The 20,801-nt window shown below is 68.4% G+C and carries 18 protein-coding genes; 7 read left to right on the top strand and 11 right to left on the bottom strand.

Going from position 1 to position 20,801, the window contains the following annotated elements:
* Nucleotides 1–2: 2 nt before the first annotated feature.
* Nucleotides 3–1,877 carry a dihydroxy-acid dehydratase gene (gene ilvD, locus ACQI46_RS11150; RefSeq protein WP_427094050.1) on the bottom strand — a complete coding sequence of 625 codons (1,875 nt, stop codon included), beginning with the start codon at nt 1,875–1,877 and terminating at the stop codon, nt 3–5.
* Between the two features lie 101 nt (nt 1,878–1,978).
* Between ilvD and ACQI46_RS11145 the strand changes: the two genes are divergently transcribed.
* Complete coding sequence (locus tag ACQI46_RS11145) at nt 1,979–2,770, top strand: helix-turn-helix transcriptional regulator (RefSeq protein WP_427094049.1); 792 nt, start codon at nt 1,979–1,981, stop codon at nt 2,768–2,770.
* Here the strand turns inward: ACQI46_RS11145 and ACQI46_RS11140 are convergent.
* From ACQI46_RS11140 to ACQI46_RS11105, 8 genes are all read right to left on the bottom strand, one after another.
* Entirely contained in the window at nt 2,758–4,263 is a 1,506-nt protein-coding gene (locus tag ACQI46_RS11140; protein ID WP_427094048.1) for a glycoside hydrolase family 16 protein, read from the bottom strand. The genes ACQI46_RS11145 and ACQI46_RS11140 overlap by 13 nt on opposite strands.
* A gap of 555 nt (nt 4,264–4,818) precedes the next feature.
* Nucleotides 4,819–5,166 (bottom strand): metal-sulfur cluster assembly factor, encoded by a 348-nt coding sequence (locus ACQI46_RS11135; RefSeq protein WP_427094047.1) that lies wholly within the window; start codon nt 5,164–5,166, stop codon nt 4,819–4,821.
* A complete protein-coding gene (gene sufU, locus ACQI46_RS11130; RefSeq protein WP_427094046.1) occupies nt 5,159–5,656 on the bottom strand; it encodes a Fe-S cluster assembly sulfur transfer protein SufU in 498 nt (165 codons plus the stop codon). The genes ACQI46_RS11135 and sufU overlap by 8 nt, the downstream gene beginning before the upstream one ends.
* An 8-nt stretch (nt 5,657–5,664) precedes the next feature.
* Nucleotides 5,665–6,912: a cysteine desulfurase gene (locus ACQI46_RS11125; RefSeq protein WP_427094045.1), complete on the bottom strand. Its 1,248-nt coding sequence runs from the start codon at nt 6,910–6,912 to the stop codon at nt 5,665–5,667.
* Between the two features lie 2 nt (nt 6,913–6,914).
* Entirely contained in the window at nt 6,915–7,685 is a 771-nt protein-coding gene (gene sufC, locus ACQI46_RS11120; protein WP_427094044.1) for a Fe-S cluster assembly ATPase SufC, read from the bottom strand.
* Between the two features lies 1 nt (nt 7,686).
* Nucleotides 7,687–8,877, bottom strand: a complete 1,191-nt coding sequence (sufD, locus tag ACQI46_RS11115) for a Fe-S cluster assembly protein SufD (protein ID WP_427094043.1) — start codon at nt 8,875–8,877, stop codon at nt 7,687–7,689.
* Entirely contained in the window at nt 8,877–10,328 is a 1,452-nt protein-coding gene (gene sufB / locus ACQI46_RS11110) for a Fe-S cluster assembly protein SufB (protein ID WP_427094042.1), read from the bottom strand. Before sufB ends, sufD begins: the two co-directional genes overlap by 1 nt.
* Before the next feature lie 64 nt (nt 10,329–10,392).
* A complete protein-coding gene (locus ACQI46_RS11105) occupies nt 10,393–11,205 on the bottom strand; it encodes a helix-turn-helix transcriptional regulator (RefSeq protein ID WP_427094212.1) in 813 nt (270 codons plus the stop codon).
* 30 nt (nt 11,206–11,235) lie between these two features.
* Between ACQI46_RS11105 and mptB the strand changes: the two genes are divergently transcribed.
* The 4 genes from mptB to ACQI46_RS11085 all read left to right on the top strand — a co-directional run bounded on the left by mptB (nt 11,236) and on the right by ACQI46_RS11085 (nt 15,641).
* On the top strand, nt 11,236–12,921 hold the full coding sequence (gene mptB, locus ACQI46_RS11100) for a polyprenol phosphomannose-dependent alpha 1,6 mannosyltransferase MptB (RefSeq protein WP_427094041.1): 1,686 nt from the start codon (nt 11,236–11,238) through the stop codon (nt 12,919–12,921).
* Entirely contained in the window at nt 12,918–13,847 is a 930-nt protein-coding gene (locus tag ACQI46_RS11095; protein ID WP_427094040.1) for an ABC transporter ATP-binding protein, read from the top strand. Before mptB ends, ACQI46_RS11095 begins: the two co-directional genes overlap by 4 nt.
* The gene (locus tag ACQI46_RS11090; RefSeq protein WP_427094039.1) at nt 13,844–14,620 is read left to right on the top strand and encodes an ABC transporter permease; all 777 of its coding nucleotides are present in this window, start codon (nt 13,844–13,846) and stop codon (nt 14,618–14,620) included. Before ACQI46_RS11095 ends, ACQI46_RS11090 begins: the two co-directional genes overlap by 4 nt.
* A gap of 91 nt (nt 14,621–14,711) precedes the next feature.
* Complete coding sequence (locus ACQI46_RS11085) at nt 14,712–15,641, top strand: COX15/CtaA family protein (protein WP_427094211.1); 930 nt, start codon at nt 14,712–14,714, stop codon at nt 15,639–15,641.
* Here the strand turns inward: ACQI46_RS11085 and ACQI46_RS11080 are convergent.
* Nucleotides 15,591–16,529: an ATP-grasp domain-containing protein gene (locus ACQI46_RS11080; RefSeq protein WP_427094038.1), complete on the bottom strand. Its 939-nt coding sequence runs from the start codon at nt 16,527–16,529 to the stop codon at nt 15,591–15,593. The genes ACQI46_RS11085 and ACQI46_RS11080 overlap by 51 nt on opposite strands.
* Before the next feature lie 43 nt (nt 16,530–16,572).
* On the opposite strand from ACQI46_RS11080, the gene ACQI46_RS11075 reads away from it, so the two are divergent.
* Complete coding sequence (locus tag ACQI46_RS11075; protein WP_427094037.1) at nt 16,573–17,547, top strand: quinone oxidoreductase family protein; 975 nt, start codon at nt 16,573–16,575, stop codon at nt 17,545–17,547.
* Here ACQI46_RS11075 and ACQI46_RS11070 read toward each other — a convergent pair.
* Nucleotides 17,544–18,437, bottom strand: coding sequence for a heme o synthase (locus ACQI46_RS11070; RefSeq protein ID WP_427094210.1), 894 nt, complete (start codon nt 18,435–18,437; stop codon nt 17,544–17,546). The genes ACQI46_RS11075 and ACQI46_RS11070 overlap by 4 nt on opposite strands.
* 261 nt (nt 18,438–18,698) lie before the next feature.
* On the opposite strand from ACQI46_RS11070, the gene tkt reads away from it, so the two are divergent.
* Nucleotides 18,699–20,789 carry a transketolase gene (tkt, locus tag ACQI46_RS11065; RefSeq protein ID WP_427094036.1) on the top strand — a complete coding sequence of 697 codons (2,091 nt, stop codon included), beginning with the start codon at nt 18,699–18,701 and terminating at the stop codon, nt 20,787–20,789.
* Nucleotides 20,790–20,801 lie beyond the last annotated feature (12 nt).

Here is a 20,801-nt window from a genome sequence, read left to right as displayed (position 1 = left end):
TCCTAACGTCGCGGTGTCAACCCATGTTCCCGTGCTGCGGTCGCTCCCGTCGAGACGACCCGCACCGCGCCTCGGTCGGCCGAGGTGGCCAGTGCGGCATAGGCCTGCAGCGCAGCCGACACCGGCCGGTTCCGTGCCCGCGGTTTGAAGCCGTCGAGGGCATCCCGGCGCATCGCCAGCACATCGTCGGCGACATCGAGGTGGATCCGGCGGGCAGCGATGTCGATTTCGATGACGTCACCGTCCTCGACCAGCGCGATCAGTCCCCCGGCGGCTGCTTCCGGAGACACGTGCCCGATCGACAGTCCGGAGCTGCCGCCCGAGAACCTGCCGTCGGTCACCAGCGCGCACCGGGTCGCCAGCCCCCTCCCCTTCATGAACGACGTCGGGTGCAGCATCTCCTGCATGCCCGGGCCCCCGCGCGGCCCCTCGTACCGCACGACCAACACATCGCCGGGTCGGAGCCGGCCGCTGAGGATCGCCTCGACGGCGTCGTCCTGCGACTCCACGACGACAGCGGGACCGCGAAATGCCCGCATCGCCTCGACGACGCCGGCGGTCTTGACCACGCAGCCGTCGGCGGCCAGATTGCCCCGCAACACCGCCAGCCCACCGTCTGCGCTGTAGGCGTGCGCGACGTCGCGGATGCACCCGGCGGACGCGTCGACGTCCGAGTCCTCCCACCGCCGTGACTGGGAGAACGCCGACGACGACCGCGTTCCGCCCGGTGCGGCGCGGAACAGCTCCGTCGCTGCGGTGGTCGCGGCGGCACCGCGGATATCCCAGTCGTCGAGCCACGCGCCCAGGTCCTCGGCGTGTACCGCCCACACGTCCTCGGCGAGCACCCCGGCGCGGCGCAGCTCCCCCATCAGCGCGGGCACGCCGCCGGCGCGGTGCACGTCTTCCATGAGATGCGTCCCGTTGGGCGCGACCTTGCACAGGCATGGAACGTGCCGCGAGATCTCGTCGATGTCATCGAGGGTGAAGTCCAACTCCGCTTCGTGCGCGGCGGCAAGCAGATGCAGGACGGTGTTCGTCGACCCGCCCATGGCGACATCGACGGCCATCGCGTTGTGGAACGCCGCACGTCCGGCGATCCTTCGCGGCAGCACCCGCGCGTCGTCACCGTCGTACCACCGGCGAGCGAGCTCGACGACGACGGCACCGGCGCGCTCGTAGAGCGCGCGACGGTCGGTGTGGGTGGCCAGAGTGGACCCATTGCCGGGCAGCGCGAGTCCCAACGCCTCGACCAGACAGTTCATCGAGTTGGCGGTGAACATCCCGGCACACGAACCGCAGGTCGGGCAGGCGGCCTCTTCGATGCGGCGCAGATCGTCGTCGGTGACGCGGCCGTCGGCGGCCGCCGACATCGGATCGATCAGATGAAGGCCGTCACGGGTCGTGCCGTCGGCCAGCGCGGTCCGCCCACCTTCCATCGGACCGCCGGCGACGAACACGGTCGGGATGTCGATGCGCAGTGCAGCCATCAGCATCGCCGGAGTGATCTTGTCGCAGTTGGAGATACACACCAGGGCGTCGGCGCGGTGGGCTTCGACGACGTACTCCACCGAGTCGGCGATCAGGTCGCGCGACGGCAACGAGTAGAACGTGCCTGCGTGCCCCATGGCGATGCCGTCGTCGATGGCGATCGTGTTGAACTCCCGCGGGATCCCGCCGGCGCGGCAGACCGCATCGGCGACGATCCGGCCGACCGGTTGCAGATGGGTGTGACCGGGGACGAACTCGGTGAAGCTGTTGGCGATCGCGACGATCGGCTTGCCGAAGTCGTCGGCCGAGACTCCGGCGGCACGTAGGAGAGCGCGGGCGCCGGCCATGTTGCGTCCGTGCGTGACGGTTCTGGACCGCAGTTCAGGCATGACCTCAGCCTCGTCGGAGCCACTTCCTGTACCAAGGCGGCCTCGCTACTGGTAGTCAGAGCACCAGCCGATCGCTGCCGCGCCGAAATAGCATGTCGTCCATGGCGGTGCAGGCCGAGAACCGAGCCGAACTCGGCGCCTTTCTGCGGGCGCGCCGCCAACGGGTTCCGCGCAGCCTGTACGGGCTGCCTCCGCTGCCCCGCGGAGGCGACGCCGGTCTGCGCCGGGAAGAGGTGTCCACCCTGTGCGGAGTCAGCATCACCTGGTACACGTGGCTCGAACAAGGCAGGGCGATCACCCCGTCGCGCCAGGTGCTCGATGCGGTCGCGCGAACCCTTCAGCTCTCGGCGACCGAGCACCACTACCTGCTGGGGCTGGCCGGATACGCGCCGCCGGCCCATCCGGCGCGGGTGGAACCGGCCCCGCCCCACATCCAGCGCCTACTTGATGCGCTGGGTGACCGGCCCGCGTACGTGCTGGCCGCGGACTGGTCGATCACCGGCTGGAACGCTGCCTACGCCGAGCTGTATCCGAATGTCGCCCGTGTCGACGACGACGAACGAAACCTGTTGTGGCTGGTGTTCACCGATCCCTCGGTCCGTGAGCTGCTCGACGACTGGGAGGTCACCAGCGCGCGCTTTCTGGCGGAGTTCCGCGCAGAGGTCGCGGGACGCCTCGGTGAGCCGCCCATCCGCGAACTGCTCGACCGGCTGCGCGCCGTCAGCGCAGAGTTCCGGCGCGGCTGGGACACCCATCCGGTGGCCGGATTCGAGTCACGCGAACGGGTGTTTCACCACCCCGTCAGCGGGCTGGTGCGGTTGGAACACCACCAGTTGCGGCCTTCCGACCGGCCCGATCTGCAGATCGTCGTCTACACGCCTTACAGCTCGTAGGCCTTCACCCAGTCCACCTTCATCTGAGCCACGAACGGCGCGTGGGCCGCCGGGTCGCCGGTCCACGGGTTGCCGACGGCGACGTTGAGGATCAGGTAGTGATCCCACTCGCCGGAGAACGGCCTCCAGTCTCCGCCGAGAGCCTCGTACTGAGCCTTGGTGACGCGGCCGACCTCGACACCGTCGACGTGCCAGACGATGCGGTCGCTGTACCAGTCGATTCCGTACTCGTGGAAGCCCTGCGACAGGTCGGCAGCGAGATCCTTGCTGAAGCCAGGGAGTTTGACGTCGATGGTGTTGTCGCGGTCGGCCGGGCCGTGGATGTTGCCGGTCCACGTGCGGCGGGCCACCGGGGTGCCGAAGCCGGGGACCTCGACGATGTCGATCTCGCCCTGGCGCGGCCAGTCGTACTCGTGGCCGGGCTCGAGGCCGACGGTCCAGAACGCCGGCAGCGCACCTTGGTTCACCGGCATCTGGATGCGCGCCACCACCCGGGTGCCCACTCCGATCGACTGCTTGCCGAACGTCACCACCCGCGCCGAGGTGTAGTTGTGCGGTGCCCCGAACCGGTCGGGGGTCTCCTCCCGACGCGCCTCGATGACCAGGTTGCCCGCGGAATCGACGTAGGCGTTGTCGCCGTCGGTGTAGTACTGGTTCTCACCGGCCGGCCAACCCCACCGCCCGGTCTGGAAGCCCCAATACCGCTCGGCCTCGGCCTGACTCGAGAAGTTGGTCTCCCACAACAGCCTCTTCTGCGCCGGCCCTTGCGGCTCGCCGGGAGCGCCGGGACCCGGCACGACGTCACGGTAGATCCGCGCACGTACACCCAGCCACCACCTCTCGACGAACCCGGGCACCGGGATGGCCAGGAAGTCGGGACCGTACTTGGTGTTCTTCACCCCGATGGAATACAGCCAGTCGACGATCATCGAGCCGACGGTGACCCGGACCGTGGTGGGCGCCGCCGAGGCCGTCGCCATTGCCGCCACCGTGGCCGGAAGCTCTTCGGGTTCCACTGCGGCAGAGCGTGACTCGCCCACCACGCCCGTTCCCCTGGCATCTTCGTCGGAGTCGACGCGCGCCGCCCGGAGGTCCTTTCGGGTGGCCGCGGCCAGAGCCGGAACGGCGGCGTCGTCCTCGGTGTCCTCGGTGTCCTTGATGTCCTCGGTGTCCTTGATGTCCTCGGTGTCCTTGATGTCCTTGATGTCCCGAATCGCTTTGTCGCCGACTTCGACCGTCACCGTCTTGCGCGCCCTGGTCGCTTTGTCGGCGCGGCTGCTGCGGTGCTCTCGCGGCGTCCGGGTCGACTGAGAGTCACGCGAGGCCGACACCGAGTTGCCGGAGCTGTCGGCCCCCGCGGCACCTGAAGTCTCCGCGCTCGCCGCCCCGGCGCCGGCCATCATCGCCGCACCCAGACCGGCCGCCACCACACTTCCGGCGAACCAGTGTTTGCCACTGCCGATCTGGACCCCAGCGGGTCGCCCTTTGTGCATCGACCATCCATTTCGTCGAAGGGATGAAGAAGGTAGAAGAACTCAACGGTCGGCGCGATGCGACAACCGCTTGGAGCGAACGCAATGGTTGGGTCAGTGACGACCCATAGATTCCCCCACGTGCATGACTTCCCCTGTAAGACGCGACCTCTGGTCGCCTCCTTCCGACTGCTGCGCGGTGAGCACAGCAAACGATAGCCAATTGTCGCTCACGGTACGGCTTTTCGCCAGAATTCCTGCGGCAGTGAGCAATCCAAAAAGGATGGAGGCTCGCAATTAGCGCCAGTTGACCAATTTGCTGCTAGAACAGCGCGGCGGAGGATGTTTGCCAGCAGAGACGACCCGGGGGCGTGGGCAGCACACTGGGGGCTGACGACATGCCCGTTTCGCCGTCACTGGAACGGCAGGTGCCACGTCAGCCGACTTGCCAGACACGCCGGGAGCAACACAGCGTGGCTATGACTCTGCCCACCCGCCTCGGGCAAGGCAGGTGGGCAGATACAGGTCAAGAATGTCGCGCAGGCTGGGCTCGCGGAGGGCCTGCGGGCGCGGATGTCAGACGGTGAAGCCCAGAGCGCGCAGCTGTTCGCGACCGTCGTCGGTGATCTTGTCCGGACCCCACGGCGGGTTCCACACCCAGTTGATTTTGATCTCGTTGACCAGGCCGGCGCCGACGAGTGCGGTGCGGGACTGGTCCTCGATCACGTCGGTCAGGGGGCACGCCGCCGACGTCAGCGTCATGTCGATCAGCGCGACCTTGCCTGCCTCACCGCTCTCCACGCCGAGCCCGTAGACCAGGCCGAGATCGACGACGTTGATACCGAGTTCGGGGTCGACGACATCGTGCATCGCCTCCTCGATCTCGGCGAGTAGTTGGTCCTCGGGTATCGCTGTGTCACTCACTGACGTTCTCCTTCACGTTGTCGGACCCGTGTGCCTCCGCGACGGTGTCTGATTCGTGCGCTTCCGCGACGGCGGCCTTGAAGGCCGTCCATCCCAGTAGCGCGCACTTCACCCGGGCTGGATACTTCGAAACCCCGGCGAACGCCACACCGTCACCGAGCACATCCTCGTCCCCCTCGATTCTGCCCCGGCTCGAGACCATCTCGGAGAACGCCGCCACGGTTTTGAGCGCATCGCCGACGCTCTGCCCGATGACCTGGTCGGTCAGCACCGACGTCGCCGCCTGGCTGATGGAGCAGCCCTGCCCGTCATAGGAGACGTCGACGACGGTTTCGTGGTCCCCGGACAGCGCCACGCGCAACGTCACCTCGTCGCCGCAGGTCGGATTCACGTGGTGCACCTGGGCATCGAACGGCTCACGCAGCCCGCGGTGGTGCGGACGCTTGTAGTGGTCCAGGATCACTTCCTGGTAGATCTGCTCGAGACGCATCGCCGGTGTCAGTCCCCGAAGAACTCCACGGCGCGGCGCACACCGGCGATCAGCCGGTCGACCTCGTCGGTGGTGTTGTAGACGGCGAACGATGCCCGCGCGGTCGCGGCGATCCCGAACCGGCGGTGCAGCGGCCACGCGCAGTGGTGGCCGACGCGCACGGCCACACCTTCGTCGTCGAGCACTTGGCCGACGTCGTGCGCGTGCACACCGTCGACGACGAACGAGACCGGCGAGCCGCGATCGACCGGCGTGGTCGGCCCGATGACCCGCACTCCGTCGATGGTGGCGAGCCCGTCGAGCGCGGCCCGGACCAATTCGTGCTCGTGCTCGCACACTGCCGCCATTCCGATCTTGTCGAGATAACGTGCCGCAGCGGCCAACCCGACCACCTGCGACGTCATCGGCGTGCCCGCCTCGAAACGCTGCGGCGCCGGCGCATAGGTGGTGGCCTCCATCGTGACGGTCTCGATCATCGATCCGCCGGTGAGGAACGGGGGCATCGCGTCGAGCAGTTCACGACGTCCGTAGAGCACCCCGATCCCGGTGGGTCCGAGCATCTTGTGCCCGGAGAACGCCGCGTAGTCGACGTCGAGAGCGTGCAGGTCGACGGGCTGGTGCGGCACCGACTGGCATGCGTCCAGCACGGTCAGTGCACCCACCGCCCTGGCCCGCGACACCAGCTCGGCGACAGGAGCCACCGCACCGGTGACGTTGGAATGATGGCTGAAGGCAACGACTTTCACGCGCTCGTCGAGTTCGAGCGAGTCCAGGTCGATGCGGCCGTCGTCGGTCACCGAGTACCACTTCAGCGTGGCGCCAGTGCGCAGCGCCAGCTCCTGCCACGGCACCAGGTTCGCGTGGTGTTCGAGCTCGGTCGTGACGATCACGTCACCGGGGCCGACCGCGTTCTGGAACCGCTTGTCCCCCACCGTGTACGCGACCAGGTTGAGAGCCTCGGTGGCGTTCTTGGTGAACACCAACTCGTCGGAGTCGGCGCCGACGAAGGCGGCGATGTCCTCGCGACCCTGCTCGTAGGCGTCGGTGGCCTCCTCCATCAGCTGGTGGGCACCGCGGTGCACCGCGCCGTTGGAGTGCAGCAGGAATTCCCGCTCCGCGTCGAGGACAGCCAGCGGCTTCTGCGACGTCGCGCCCGAGTCGAGGTAGGCCAGCTGGTTTCCGCCACGCATCACCCGATTCAGGATCGGGAAGTCAGCCCTGATCGCCGTCAGGTCGAGCGTCTTCGCGGCCGTCACCGTCAGGCTCCAGTGGCGGCGGCCTGCGTGAAGCGCTCGTAACCGTTCTCCTCGAGCTCGTCGGCCAGCTCCGGGCCGCCGGACTCGATGATGCGCCCGTCGACGAAGACGTGCACGAACTGCGGCTGGATGTAGCGCAGGATGCGGGTGTAGTGGGTGATCAGCAGCACGCCGGCGTTCTCCGCCTGCGCGTAGCGGTTGACGCCCTCGCTGACGACGCGCAGGGCGTCGACGTCCAGACCGGAGTCGGTCTCGTCGAGGATCGCGATCTTGGGCTTGAGCAGGCCCAGCTGCAGGATCTCGTGGCGCTTCTTCTCGCCGCCGGAGAATCCCTCGTTGACGCTGCGCTCGCCGAACGCCGGGTCGATGCCGAGGTCGCCCATCGCGGCCTTGACTTCTTTGACCCAGTGCCGCAGCTTCGGGGCCTCGCCGCGCACGGCGGTGGCCGCGGTCCGCAGGAAGTTCGACATCGACACCCCCGGCACCTCCACCGGGTACTGCATCGCGAGGAACAGGCCCGCGCGGGCGCGTTCGTCGATGCTCATCTCGAGCACGTCCTGACCGTCCAGGGTGATCGACCCGGAGGTCACGGTGTACTTCGGATGGCCGGCGACGGCGTAGGACAGCGTCGACTTGCCGGACCCGTTGGGCCCCATGACCGCGTGGGTCTCCCCCGATTTGACGGTCAGGTTCACGCCTTTGAGGATCGGGACTTCGTCGCCTTCGGGTGTGTGGACCGAGACGTGCAGGTCTTTGACTTCCAGCGTGGTCATGTCAGTTCGTTCTCGATTCTGTGATCGCTAGTTCTCGTTCGATGGCTTCGGTGAGGCGCTCGCGGACCTCGGGTACCGCGATCTTCGCGATGATCTCGTTGAAGAATCCGCGCACCACCAGCCGGCGGGCCTGATCTTCGGGGATGCCGCGCGCCTGCAGGTAGAACAGCTGCTCGTCGTCGAAACGGCCTGTCGCGCTGGCGTGTCCGGCGCCGACGATCTCGCCGGTCTCGATCTCGAGGTTGGGCACCGAGTCGGCGCGGGCGCCGTCGGTGAGCACCAGGTTGCGGTTGACCTCGAAGGTGTCGGTCCCGGTCGCTTCGGCGCGGATCAGCACGTCGCCCACCCACACGGTGTGCGCGTCGGGCTTGTCCGAATCCGGATCGCCTTGCAGCGCACCCTTGTAGAGCACGTCGGATTTGCAGTTGGGCTCCGAGTGGTCGACCAGCAACCGGGACTCGAAATGCTGTCCGTCGTCGGCGAAGTAGGTGCCCAGCATCTTCGCGTCGCCGCCCGGCGCGGTGAAGCGCACGGTCGCGGTGGTGCGGACCACGTCGCCGCCGAGGGTGACGTTGACGTGGCCGAGCACCGCATCCTTGCCGAGTCTGGCGTGATGCGAGCTGACGTGCACCATGTCGTCGGCCCAGTCGGCGATCCAGATGACGCCCAGGCCCGCCGAGTCGCCGACGATGATCTCGACGTTGTCGGCGTAGGTGCCGCTGCCGCGCAGATCGACCACGACGATGGCGCGGGACAGTTCCTCGACCCGGATCTGCAGGTGGCCGTAGGCGACTTTGTCCGCCCCGGGTCCGTTGATGTCGACCTCGATGGGAGCGGCGACCTCGGTGTCGCGGGCCACGGTCACGATGGTGGCCGTGTCGAACGACGAGAACGCCTGCGCGGCAACACGATCACTCGGCACACCGGCCTGTCCCAGTCGCTCGTCCCCGCGGCGCACGGTCTCGACCGTCACACCGGGTTGTTCGGCGACGGCGATTCCGGCCGCACCGCTGGGCGTCGCGGACCCGTCGTGCAGCCCGCGCAGCCGCTTGAGCGGCGTGAACCGCCAGATCTCGTCGCGCCCGCCGGGTACCTCGAAGGCGTTGACGTCGAACGACGAGAACAGCTCGCCCTTGTTCACTGCGAGGGCCGAACCCTCCACCGCTTCAGTGAGATTCGCACCGGAAGTCACTAGCCCACCGCGCCTTCCATCTGCAGTTCGATCAGGCGGTTGAGTTCGAGCGCGTACTCCATCGGCAGTTCCTTGGCGATGGGCTCGACGAAGCCGCGCACGACCATCGCCATCGCCTCGTCCTCGGTCAGGCCGCGGCTCATCAGGTAGAACAGCTGATCCTCGCTGACCTTCGACACGGTGGCCTCGTGGCCCATCGTGACGTCGTCCTCGCGGATGTCGACGTACGGATAGGTGTCGGAGCGGCTGACGGTGTCGACGAGCAGCGCATCGCACTTCACGCTGGAGCGCGAACCGTGGGCACCCTTGTTGACCTGGATCAGGCCGCGGTAGGACGCGCGTCCCCCGCCACGGGCGACCGACTTGGAGATGATGTTGCTCGACGTGTGCGGGGCCAGATGCAGCATCTTGGCGCCGGTGTCCTGGTGCTGTCCCTCGCCGGCGAATGCCACCGAGAGCACCTCGCCCTTGGCGTGCTCACCGGTCATCCACACCGCCGGGTACTTCATCGTGACCTTGGAGCCGATGTTGCCGTCGATCCACTCCATGGTGGCGCCGGCCTCCGCGCGGGCACGCTTGGTGACCAGGTTGTAGACGTTGTTCGACCAGTTCTGGATGGTCGTGTAGCGGCAGCGGCCGCCCGGCTTGACGATGATCTCGACGACGGCGCTGTGCAGGGAGTCGCTCTTGTAGATCGGCGCGGTGCAGCCTTCCACGTAGTGCACGTAGGCGTCTTCGTCGACGATGATCAAGGTGCGCTCGAACTGGCCCATGTTCTCGGTGTTGATGCGGAAGTAGGCCTGCAGCGGAATGTCGACGTGCACGCCCTTGGGGACGTAGATGAACGAACCGCCCGACCACACCGCGGTGTTGAGCGCGGAGAACTTGTTGTCACCGGCCGGGATGACCGTGCCGAAGTACTGCTTGAACAGGTCGGGGTGCTCTTTGAGCGCGGTGTCGGTGTCGAGGAAGATGACGCCCTGGGCCTCGAGGTCCTCGCGGATGGAGTGGTAGACCACCTCGGACTCGTACTGCGCCGCCACTCCCGAAACCAGACGCTGCTTCTCCGCCTCGGGGATGCCGAGCTTGTCGTAGGTGTTCTTGATGTCCTCGGGCAGGTCGTCCCACGTGGCCGCCTGCTTCTCGCTGGAGCGCACGAAGTACTTGATGTTGTCGAAGTCGATGCCCTCGAGGTCGGAGCCCCACTTCGGCATGGGCTTCTTGTCGAAGGTGCGCAGCGCCTTGAGTCGGATGTCGAGCATCCACTCCGGCTCGCTCTTCTTGGCCGAGATGTCACGGACCACGGCTTCGGACAGCCCCCGTTGCGCACTGGCTCCTGCGACGTCAGAGTCGGCCCAGCCGTACCCGTACTTGCCCAGGGAAGCGATGGTCTCTTCCTGAGTCAAAGGGGCGGCGGTCTCAGAAACTGAAGCCTCCGGTGTGAGTGTCATTGCGACACACTCCTCTTGCTCGTGTGGTGGCTTCGGCGCGGGCTGTGCGCCGAAGGTGGTACGTCTAGCGCTCCGCTGCGCTGAGCGGAACGTGGGTGGTGCACGCGCAGTCGCCGTTGACGATCGTGGCCAACCGCTGAACGTGGGTCCCCAGCACCTCGGCCATGGCCTGCTCCTCGGCCTCGCACAACTCGGGGAACTCCTCGGCCACATGTGACACCGGGCAGTGGTGCTGACAGATCTGCACCCCGGGCATCGGTCCCCGCACCCGCGCCGTGGTGGTGGCGTACCCGGCACCGGTGAACGCGTCGGCGATCCGTTCCGCGGCGGCTTCGACGTCCGCGCTGTCGGCAGGTCCGTCGACGGGGCGGATGTCGGCGAGGATCGTGTCGATCCGCTGCCGCGCGAACGCCTGGACGGCTTCGTCACCGCCGATCTCGCGGAGCTGCCGCATGGCGGCCGAGGCGAGATCGTCGTACGCGTGGTCGAGCTTGGCGCGCCCCTCAGCGGTGAGCTGGTAGCGCTTGGCCGGGCGGCCCCGCCCCTCCTGCTGCCAGGCTGCCGCGGCCGTCGCCTTGGCGTCACCTGCCTCGATGAGCGCATCGAGGTGGCGGCGCACTCCGGCCGGGGACAGTCCCAGCCGCGCACCGATGCTGCGGGCGGTCGTCGGACCGGATTCGAGCAGCAACTGAATGATCGCGCTGCGGGTATGCCCGTGTGAATCCCCGTCGACAGCGTGCGACGGTACCGGTCTCGGCACAGTCGAACCCTGCTGGCTGAATTTCACTACACCAGTGTGACGCAATTCCCGGATCGGGTCCAGCAAGGGCACCCTTAGCCGGTCGTTGCTCTTCTCACAACCCTTGACGCGACGAATCGGGAATACGCGGCCCGTTACGCTGCCCTGGTGGCAGCCCGCCGACATTCCCTCAGTACCTCGATCGCCGGGTGGCACGGCGACGAGCGGACCGTCGGCAGCCCACTCACCCCTGCCGAGCTGGTCGCGATGCACCGGACCCGGCTGTTCGGCGCCACCGGAACCGTACTGATGGCCATCGGCGCCCTCGGCGCCGGGGCTCGTCCGGTGGTGCAGGATCCGACGTTCGGTGTCCGGCTCCTGAACCTGCCCTCCCGCATCCAGACGGTTTCGCTGACGATGACCACCACGGGCGCGGTGATGATGGCGTTGGCCTGGCTGATGCTCGGCCGGTTCACCCTGGGCCGGCGGAAGATGACGCGCAGCCAGCTGGACCGGACGCTGCTGCTGTGGGCGCTGCCGTTGCTCATCGCGCCGCCGATGTACAGCAAGGACGTCTACTCCTACCTGGCGCAGAGCGAGATCTCCCTGCAGGGCGCCGATCCGTATCGGGTGGGTCCCGCGCCGGGGTTGGGTCTGGACCACATCTTCACGCTGTCGGTGCCGAGCCTGTGGCGCGAGACGCCGGCCCCCTACGGCCCGCTGTTCCTCTGGATCGGCCGGGGGATCTCGTCGATCACCGGGGAGAACGTCGTCGAGGCGGTGCTGTTCCACCGGCTGGTGGTGCTGTTCGGCGTGGGGCTGATCGTCTGGGCGACGCCACGGCTGGCGCGCCGGTGCGGCGTCGCCGAGGTCAGCGCGCTGTGGCTGGGACCGACGAACCCGCTGCTGTTCATGCATCTGGTGGCCGGTATCCACAACGAGGCGCTGATGCTCGGGCTGATGCTGGCCGGCACGGAGTTCGCGTTGCGCGGCATCGAGGCGATCGGCGATGCGACGCGAGCCCGGTGGTACCCGGCGGCGATGCTGGTGGTCGGCACGGTGCTGATCACCATGTCGTCGCAGGTCAAGCTCCCGTCCCTGCTGGCGCTCGGGTTCGTCGCGATGGCGCTGGCCCACCGGTGGGGCGGCACGGTCAAGGCGTTCTTGTGCTCCGGTGCCGCGCTGACCGCGGTGTCGGTCGCGGTGATGGCGATCATCGGCTGGGCCAGCGGGCTGGGGTTCGGCTGGCTGTTCACCCTGGGCACGGCCAATGTGGTGCGCAGCTGGATGTCCCCGCCGACCCTGTTGGCGCTGGGCACCGGGCAGGTCGGCATTCTGCTCGGCCTGGGCGACCACACCACCGCCGTCCTGGGACTGACCCGCGCGATCGGCGTCAGCCTGATCGCGGTGATCGTGACCTGGCTGCTGTTGTCGGTGCTGCGCGGCCGACTCCACCCCGTCGGCGGTCTGGGCGTGGCGCTGGGTGCCACAGTGCTGCTCTTCCCGGTGGTCCAGCCGTGGTACCTGCTGTGGGCCATCATCCCGCTGGCCGCGTGGGCAACCCGACCGGGTTTCCGCTCCGCGGTCATCGTCGTGACGCTCGTGGTCGGCATCTTCGGTCCGACCGCCAACGGCGACCGGTTCGCGCTGTTCCAGATCGTGCTGGCCACCGTGGCCAGCACCGTGATCGTGCTGGCGCTGATGGCGCTGACTTACCGCTGGCTGCCGTGGCGCGCCGTCCCGGAAGCCGCCTCCGGAACCCTCGCCGAGGACGACGGCAACGACAAGGGTCGTGACGGCTCACCACCGCCGCCACCGACCGCCGTGACCGACGCTTACGCTGAGTCACCGTGAGCGCGAACTCCCCACCCGTGCTGTTGCGCAACGTCAGCAAGCGGTACGGGTCAACAACGGCCGTCTGCGAGCTCGACCTCGACGTGCAGACCGCCGAGGTCCTCGCGCTGCTCGGCCCCAACGGCGCCGGCAAGACGACCACCGTGGAGATGTGCGAAGGGTTCCTGCGGCCCGACGAAGGCTCGATCCGGATCCTCGGACTGGACCCTGTCGCCGACAACGCGCAGGTCCGGTCCCGTACCGGCGTCATGCTGCAGGGCGGCGGCGCCTATCCGGCCGCGCGGGCCGGCGAGATGCTCGATCTCGTCGCCTCCTACGCGGCCGACCCGCTGGACCCGCAGTGGCTGCTGGACACCCTCGGGCTCACCGACTCGGTCAAGACCACCTACCGCCGGTTGTCCGGCGGCCAGCAACAGCGGCTTGCTCTGGCGTGCGCGGTGGTCGGCCGTCCCGAGCTGGTGTTCCTCGACGAGCCGACGGCCGGCATGGACGCCCACGCCCGGCTGGTGGTGTGGGAGCTGATCGACGCGCTGCGCCGGGACGGCGTCACGGTGGTACTGACCACACATCAACTGGCCGAGGCCGAGGAGCTCGCCGACCGGATCGTCATCATCGACCACGGCCGGTCGGTGGCCACCGGCACGCCGGCGGAGTTGATGCGCAGCGGCGCCGAGAACCAGCTGCGTTTCCGTGCACCCCGCATGCTCGACCTCGCGCTGCTGGTGGCCGCGCTCCCGGAGGGCTACCGCGCCACGGAGGCCGCCCCGGGCGAGTACCTGGTCGAAGGACACATCGACCCGCAGGTGCTGGCGACCGTCACCGCCTGGTGCGCCCGATTGGACGTGCTGGCCACCGACATGCGCGTCGAACAACGCAGCCTCGAAGACGTCTTCCTCGAACTCACCGGGCGGGAGCTCCGCAAATGACCGTCAACCGGTTCGCCGCAGGCACCTTCACTCCCGACCCACGCCCGGCTCCGGTGCCCAAGATGCTGCGCGCACAGTTCGGTCTGGAACTGCGCCTGCTGTTGCGCAACGGCGAACAACTCCTGCTGACGATGTTCATTCCGATCACTCTGCTGGTCGGCCTGACGCTGTTGCCGCTGGGGTCGTTCGGGCCCAACCGTGCGGCCGTCTTCGTGCCGGCCATCATGGCGTTGGCGGTGATCTCGACGGCGTTCACCGGACAGGCCATCGCCGTGGCCTTCGATCGCCGCTACGGCGCGTTGAAACGCCTGGGCGCCACCGCGCTGCCGGTGTGGGGCATCATCGCCGGCAAGTCGCTGGCGGTGGTCGCCGTGGTGATCCTGCAGTCGGTGCTGTTCGGCGCCATCGGCTTCGCCCTGGGATGGCGCCCGTCGCTGCCCGGGCTGGCGCTCGGCGGGTTGGTGATCGCGCTCGGCACCGCCGTGTTCGCTGCTCTCGGGCTGCTGCTGGGTGGCACGCTGCGCGCCGAGATCGTCCTGGCGGTGGCCAACCTGGCGTGGTTCGTCTTCGCCGGTCTGGGCGCCCTGGTGCTCGACGGCGCTGACGTGCCGTCCGGCGTGCAGTGGGTCGCGCGGCTGACGCCCTCGGGCGCGCTGACGGAGTCGCTGTCGGCAGCCATGGCGCTGTCGGTCGACTGGGTCGGCCTCGTGGTGCTCGCCATCTGGGGCGCGGTGGCCGCCGTGGGTGCGTTGCGCTGGTTCCGGTTCACCTGAGTCGCCGAGGCCGGGAGCCCGCCCCTACTACGGCACGTAGTTAGCGGACCTCTACCATCGACACGTGTCCGTCGGACGTATCTTCCTGCGGCTGGTCGACGTGCTTCCCGAGCCCAGTCTGCGGGTGCAGCGCATCGTCGCCGCTGCGGTGATCCTCACCCAGGGCGGAATCTCCGTCACCGGGGCGATCGTGCGCGTCACCGCATCCGGTCTCGGCTGCCCGACGTGGCCGCAGTGCTTCCCGGGCAGCTTCACCCCGGTCCCCCACCCCGAGGTCGCCGGTATCCATCAGGCGGTGGAGTTCGGCAACCGACTGCTGACGTTTTTGGTGGTCCTGACCGCGGCCGCCGCGGTCATCGTGGTCACCCGTGCCCGCCGCCGCCGGGAAGTCCTGATCTATGCGTGGTTAATGCCGGCGTCGACGGTGGTGCAGGCGGTCATCGGCGGCATCACCGTGCTGACCGGGCTGCTGTGGTGGACCGTGGCCATCCACCTGCTGGCCTCCATGGCGATGGTGTGGGTGGCGGTGCTGCTGTTCGTCAAGATCGGCCAGCCCGACGACGGTGTCGTCACGGCTGCGGCGCCGAAGCCGCTGCGCCAGTTGACCGTGCTGAGCGCGCTGACGCTTTCCGCCGTGTTGGTGACCGGAACCATGGTGACCGGCGCCGGGCCGCACGCCGGGGACAAGAGCATCGACCGTCCGGTGCCGCGGCTGCAGGTCGAGATCACCACGCTGGTGCACATGCACTCGTCGCTGCTGGTGGCCTACCTGGCGCTGCTGGTCGGGCTGGGCTTCGGGCTGTTGGCGGTGGGTGCGCCGGCCGCGATCCGCAAACGCCTGGGCGTGCTGCTGGTGCTCGTCGCCGCGCAGGGCTCGCTGGGCGCGGTGCAGTTCTTCACCGGCGTGCCCGCGGCGCTGGTCGCCGTCCACGTGGCCGGCGCGGCCGCGTGCACGGCCGCCACCGCGGCGCTATGGGCGTCGATGCGAGAGCGGGCCGAGCCCGAAGCTCTCCAGCGCTGACTCGACGGCCAGAGCGAACTGCCGCTGCTGCGCGTCCCTGGTGCGCTCGTCGAGCAGGCGCCATCCCAGCGACGGCTCGACCAGCTCGAGCTCCAGCAGCACCGGCGCATCGGCGGCACCGAGCAGGTCGACCCGTGCGTAGAGCAGGTCGGTGACCTCCAGACCGAGATGGGCTGCCGCCGCGACCAGTGCGGCGTGCCCCAGCTCCCACAGTTCGGGGTCCGGATCGGCCGGGCCCAGCCTCTCGGTCGCGAAGGTTCCGGACTCGTCGAGGCCGGGCGCCTGGCCGGGTGCGGGCAGCATCGGACCTTTGGTGAACGCGTGCGACGCGGCTCCGCGCAGGAACACCAGCGCCGTTTCACCGTCGCTGACGCGCGGGTCGTACGGCTGGACCAGGACTGTGTGGCCCTCGGCGTGCAGCGCCGCGGCGTGTGCCCGCGCCTGCTCGGGGTCGTCGCAGCGCAGCGCGCCTCTCGAGCCGGCACCCACGGCCGGCTTGACCACGACCTCCTCGTCGGGGACCCACACGTCCTGACCGGGCGCGTAGAACGCGCTGGGCACCGTCGGTACACCCGCGACGGCGAGGTCGATCAGATAACGCTTGTCGGTGTTCCAGGCGACCACCCGAGACGGGTTGAGCAAGTGGGCAACTCGGGTGGTCCACGCCCGAAACTCGTCGAGGCGTTCCGCGTAGTCCCACGTGGCGCGCAGAATGACCAGGTCGGCCTCCAGGGTGGCCGGATCGTCCCACGGCAACCAGCGCGCGTGGAGTCCGCGTGCACGCAGAGCACCGATCAAGCCGGCGTCGTCGCCGTCCCCCTCCGGCAGGGCCGGACATCCCGCCAGGACGATGCGGGGGTGGAAGAGATCGGGGCGGACCAGAGACACTCCAGTGGATGCTAGCCGCCCCCGACGGGTAAGGATGGTGGACATGTACGCGATCGAAGTGACGCAGACCGGCGGACCTGAAGTCCTGACCCATGTGGAGAAACCCCAGCCCTCACCCGGGCCCGGTCAGGTGCTGATCAGAGCCGAGGCCATCGGGGTGAATTTCATCGACACGTACTTCCGGTCGGGCCTGTATCCCCGCGATCTCCCGTTCGTCGTCGGCAGCGAGGTGTGCGGGACCATCGAGGCCGTCGGTCCCGACGTCGCCGCGCTCAACGTCGGCGACCGGGTCGTCACCGACAAGGGGCTCGGTGCGTATGCCGAGTACTGCCTGGCTCCGGCGGACTACGTGGCCTACGTACCGAACGGCGTCGCGCCCGAAGCGGTGGCCTCGGCCCTGCTCAAGGGCATGACCGCGCACTACCTGATCAAGTCGACGTATCCCGTCCAGCAGGGCGACACGGTCCTCGTGCACGCCGGCGCCGGCGGTGTCGGCCTGATCCTGACCCAGTGGGCCACCAGCCTCGCCGCCAAGGTCATCACCACGGTGTCGACGCCCGAGAAGGCCGAGATGTCCCGGCAGGCCGGCGCCATCGAGGTGCTCGACTACCCGGACGACCCGCAGGAGTTCGCCTCCCGCATCCGTGAGCTGACCAACGGGAACGGCGTGGCCGCCGTGTACGACGGCGTCGGTGCGTCGACGTTCGAGGCGAGCCTGGCCAGCCTCGCCGTGCGCGGCACCCTGGCGCTGTTCGGGGCGTCCAGCGGGCCGGTGCCACCGGTGGATCCGCAGCGGCTCAACGCCGCCGGCTCGGTCTACCTGACCCGGCCCAATCTGGCGCACCACACCCGCACCCCGGACGAATTCGCGTGGCGGGCGGGTGAATTCCTCAGCGCCGTGGCGGACGGAACCCTCAACGTCACGGTCAGCGGGCGCTACCCGCTGCGCGAGGCCGAACAGGCGCACCGCGACCTGCAGGGCCGCAAGACGGTCGGGTCGGTGGTGCTCGTGCCCTAGAGGTGCAGCAGCGTGGGCAGTGCCAGCGCAGAGTCGACCGCGAGCGCGCAGAACACGACGGCCAGGTAGTTGTTCGACTGCAGGAACAACCGCAGCGGCTTCACCGCTTCCCCGCGCTTGACCCCGGCGTAGAGCTGGTGAGCCATCACCAGGAACCAGGTGCCGGCGAGGATCGCCACCGACGCGTACAGCCAGCCGGTCGCCAGCGCCAGCGCCAGCGTCGCGGCCACGGTCAGCCAGGTGTACACCAGGATCTGCTTGGTGACCTGCTGCTCGGTGGCGACCACGGGCAGCATCGGGACACCGGCGGCCTCGTAGTCCTCCTTGTAGCGCATGGCCAGCGCCCAGGTGTGCGGAGGCGTCCAGAAGAAGATGATGAGGAACATCACCAGCGCGGGCCACTCGATCGTGCCGGTGACCGCGGACCAGCCGATCATCACCGGCATGCATCCGGCGGCCCCGCCCCACACCACGTTCTGCGACGTGCGGCGCTTCAGCAGCAGCGTGTAGACCAGCACGTAGAACGCGATGGTGGCGCCGGCCAGATGCGCCGAGAGCATGTTGGTGGTCCACCACAGCCAGAAGAACGAGGTGACCGACAGCGTCAGACCGAAGACCAGCGCGTGGCTGCGCGGCACGGTCGCACGGGCCAGCGCCCGGCGCTCGGTGCGCTTCATCTTCTTGTCGATGTCGGCGTCGGCGACACAGTTGAGGGTGTTGGCGCCGGCTGCGGCCAGCAGTCCACCGACCAGGGTGTTGAAGATCAGCAACGGGTCGACCGTGCCGCGGTTGGCCAACAGCATCGCGGGGATGGTGGTGACCAGCAACAGCTCGATGACGCGGGGCTTGGTCAGACCGATGTAGCCGAGTACGCGGTCGCGGAGGCGGATCGGCCCCTTGGCGGCGTCGTCGACAAGCTGGCCTTCGCGAATCCTCACGCCACCAACTCCTCAGCAACAACTCGGGGCCGAACGAAACACCCAGCGGGGCGTCTACTACAGACGATGGTAGACCGCATGGGCCAGTGCCCGAAATCGCAGGGTCCGATTTCCGCCGCCGCAAGGGGGGATGAGGACTGCGTGGTGACCGGGTTGAACACTAGGGTGGTTGATGCGGATCGATACGCCCGCCAAGTTTAGGAGTGCACCCTCGTGACCACGATCGAAGAGATCGCTTCCCTTACCCAGCCGCACCACCCGGACGACTGGACGGACCTGGATTCGCGGGCGGTCGACACCGTCCGGGTGTTGGCCGCCGACGCCGTGCAGAAGGTCGGCAACGGCCATCCCGGCACCGCGATGAGCCTCGCTCCGCTGGCCTACACGCTGTTTCAGCGACAGATGCGCCACGATCCCAGCGACGTGCACTGGCTGGGACGCGACCGCTTCATCCTGTCCTGTGGGCATTCCAGCCTGACGTTGTACATCCAGCTCTACCTCGGCGGGTTCGGTCTCGAGCTGTCCGACATCCAGGCACTGCGCACCTTCAAGTCCAAGACCCCCGGTCACCCCGAGTTCCGGCACACCCCCGGCGTGGAGATCACCACCGGGCCGCTCGGTCAGGGTCTGGCCTCGGCGGTGGGCATGGCGATGGCCGCCCGCTACGAACGCGGCCTGTTCGACCCCGACGCCGCGCCGGGAACCAGCCCGTTCGACCACTTCATCTACGTGATCGCCTCCGACGGCGACATCGAAGAGGGGGTCACCAGTGAGGCCTCGTCGCTGGCAGGCACGCAACAGCTCGGCAACCTGATCGTGTTCTACGACCAGAACCAGATCTCCATCGAGCACGACACCAACATCGCGCTGTCGGAGAACGTCGCCGACCGCTACCGCGCCTACGGCTGGCATGTCCAGGAGGTCGAGGGCGGCGAGAACGTCACCGGGATCGAAGCGGCGATCGCCGAGGCGAAGAAGGTGACCGACAAGCCGTCGTTCATCGCGCTGCGCACGGTCATCGGCTATCCGGCCCCGAACAAGATGAACACCGGCGGGATCCACGGTTCGGCGCTCGGCGACGACGAAGTCGCCGCGGTAAAGGAGATCCTCGGGTTCGACCCGGACAAGACCTTCGAGGTCAGCGAGGACGTCATCACCCACACCCGTGGACTGGTGGCCCGCGGCAAAGAGGCCCACGACGCGTGGCAGCAGGACTTCGAGGCATGGGCGGCGCGCGAGCCCGAACGCAAGAAGCTGCTCGACCGGCTGACCGCCGAGGAATTGCCCGAGGGCTGGGACGCCGACCTGACGTACTGGGAGCCGGGTTCCAAGGCCGTCGCCACCCGTGCGGCGTTCGGGCAGGTGCTCAACGACGTCGCCCCGAAGCTGCCGGAACTGTGGGGCGGCTCGGCGGACCTGGCGGGCAGCAACAACACCACGATCAAGGGCGTGAAGTCGTTCGGTCCGCCGTCGATCTCGACCAAGGACTTCACCGCCGACTGGTACGGGCGGGTCCTGCACTTCGGTGTCCGCGAACACGCGATGGGCGCCATCCTGTCCGGCATCGTGCTGCACGGCCCCACCCGCGCGTTCGGCGGCACCTTCCTGCAGTTCTCCGACTACATGCGGCCCGCGGTGCGGCTGGCGTCGTTGATGGACATCGACACCATCTACATCTGGACCCACGACTCCATCGGCCTGGGCGAGGACGGCCCCACCCACCAGCCCATCGAGCACCTCGCCGCGCTGCGCGCGATCCCGAACCTGTCGGTGGTGCGCCCCGCCGACCCGAACGAGACCGCGTACGCGTGGCGCAGCATCATCGCTCGCGGAAACGGCAGCGGGCCTGTCGGTTTCATCCTGACCCGCCAGGGTGTTCCGGTGCTCGAGGGCACCGACTCCGATGGCGTGGCGCGCGGCGGCTACGTCATCGGCGGCGGTGACGCCACGGCCGCCGACGTGCTGCTGATCGCGACCGGATCCGAGGTCCAGATCGCGATCGAAGCGCAGAAAGCGTTGGGCGACAAGGGTATCGGTGCCGCAGTGGTGTCCATGCCCTGCCTGGAGTGGTTCGAGTCCCAGCCCAAGGAGTACCGGGATGCCGTGCTGCCGCCCAATGTTTGCGCGCGGGTCGCGATCGAAGCGGGTGTGGCGCAGAGCTGGCACAAGATCGTCGGCGACACCGGCGAGATCATCTCGATCGAGCACTACGGCGAGTCCGCCGACGACAAGACCCTGTTCCGCGAGTTCGGCTTCACCCCAGAGGCTGTGGTGGCCGCCGCGCAACGCGTAATCGCGAACTAGTGAAAGAGGACG

This window comes from Mycobacterium sp. SMC-4 (assembly GCF_050205565.1).
Classification (GTDB): Bacteria; Actinomycetota; Actinomycetes; order Mycobacteriales; family Mycobacteriaceae; genus Mycobacterium.
This window is presented reverse-complemented; position numbering and strand designations above follow the sequence as displayed.